The sequence below is a fragment of the Italian clover phyllody phytoplasma str. MA1 genome, from assembly GCF_000300695.1.
In the GTDB taxonomy this organism is placed as follows: Bacteria; Bacillota_I; Bacilli_A; order Acholeplasmatales; family Acholeplasmataceae; genus Phytoplasma.
On sequence record NZ_AKIM01000120.1, the window covers coordinates 1 to 1182 of the forward strand.

Consider the following 1182-nt stretch of genomic DNA (forward strand, 5'->3'; position numbering starts at 1 on the left):
CCAATGATTACCAAAGAAACTTTAGACTCGTATCTTAACGACATCGACCGCGATTTAGCCAAACTCGACGCTGACAAAAAAGACTACCAAAAGAAACTAGAAGAATATAAAGATAAATTACAAAACGATAAAATCGAGGAGGCTTTTGGTCAATCAATTGAGGTAGTTAGAAAAATAGAAAGTAAAGAAAAATCCGTAATTGAAGAATATAAAAAAATTATCTACGAATTAGATGAAAAAAGAAAAGACATCGTGGATATACCAAATTTAGAAAAAAAACAATATAAATTAGAAGAAGAACTAGAAGACAAAGAAGTTGAAATAGAAACTCTAAAAGAACAACTGAAATTAAAAAACCCTAATTACGCTCGTGCTCAACAACGATTCCAACAAAAACGTCAAAATAAAATTCCTGAAATGATTATGATTCCTAATACATAAAACTTTTTAAACAAATTAATTCATAAAATTGTATAATAGTGTTATATTCAAATTTAAATATTTGATAATAATCACTATTATCAGAAGGGAAATGAAATTGATGAATACTATTAATTTTTTCAAAAAACATTTAGTAATTATAATCATTATTATAGCAGTTATTGTTGATATTGCCCTTCATTACAAAACAAACAATTATTTAAAACAAGAAGAAAAAGAATTTTTGGATAATTACGATCTAGATTCCGAAACTAAAAGAAAAATTAAAGAAAAAATACAATCTTTAAATAAATTAGATACAGAATGTTTTGATTTATTACAAAATTATATAGTTAAAAATAATTTAGATCCTTCAAATCCTAGAATAGAAGGGCCACCAGCTATGTAATTGACATTTCTAAATATGGTCTTAACCCGTTTACAAAATGCATTTGATTTTCAAAGAGTAATCGAAAATAAAATAGATGTTGAAATTCATATAAAAAATTCAATTATTGAAGATAATTTTTATGAAGATGATTTTAAAAAATTAGAAGAAGAAATAAAAGAATTCAAAGAAAAATATTTAAATGATAAAACTACTAGTAAAACTGAAAAACCTAAATTCACAATTACTGAAGCTCGTTTTGACCAAATAAAATCTTATGTATTTTCGGAAAACAAAAATCAAACTTTATTACTTAATGATCTTTCTGAACAAGAAAAAAATGAAATTGAAGAAATAAAAAACAGTTGGAAATT

Annotated in this window: 1 protein-coding gene and 2 pseudogenes; all 3 read left to right on the top strand. The window is 24.1% G+C overall.

Annotated elements, in window-relative coordinates:
• Nucleotides 1-441 (top strand): annotated as a pseudogene (locus tag RI01_RS03695) (DNA double-strand break repair protein Rad50); the annotation flags it as partial.
• Between the two features lie 100 nt (nucleotides 442-541).
• Nucleotides 542-829, top strand: coding sequence for a hypothetical protein (locus RI01_RS02840; RefSeq protein ID WP_017193165.1), 288 nt, complete (start codon nucleotides 542-544; stop codon nucleotides 827-829).
• Nucleotides 830-844: 15 nt separating this feature from the next.
• Nucleotides 845-1182, top strand: a pseudogene (locus RI01_RS02845) (hypothetical protein); the annotation flags it as partial.

Bases quoted from the DNA above. Each gene is read 5' to 3' on its own strand.
- RI01_RS02840 (WP_017193165.1), top strand. From the start codon at position 542: ATGAATACTATTAATTTTTTCAAAAAACATTTAGTAATTATAATCATT.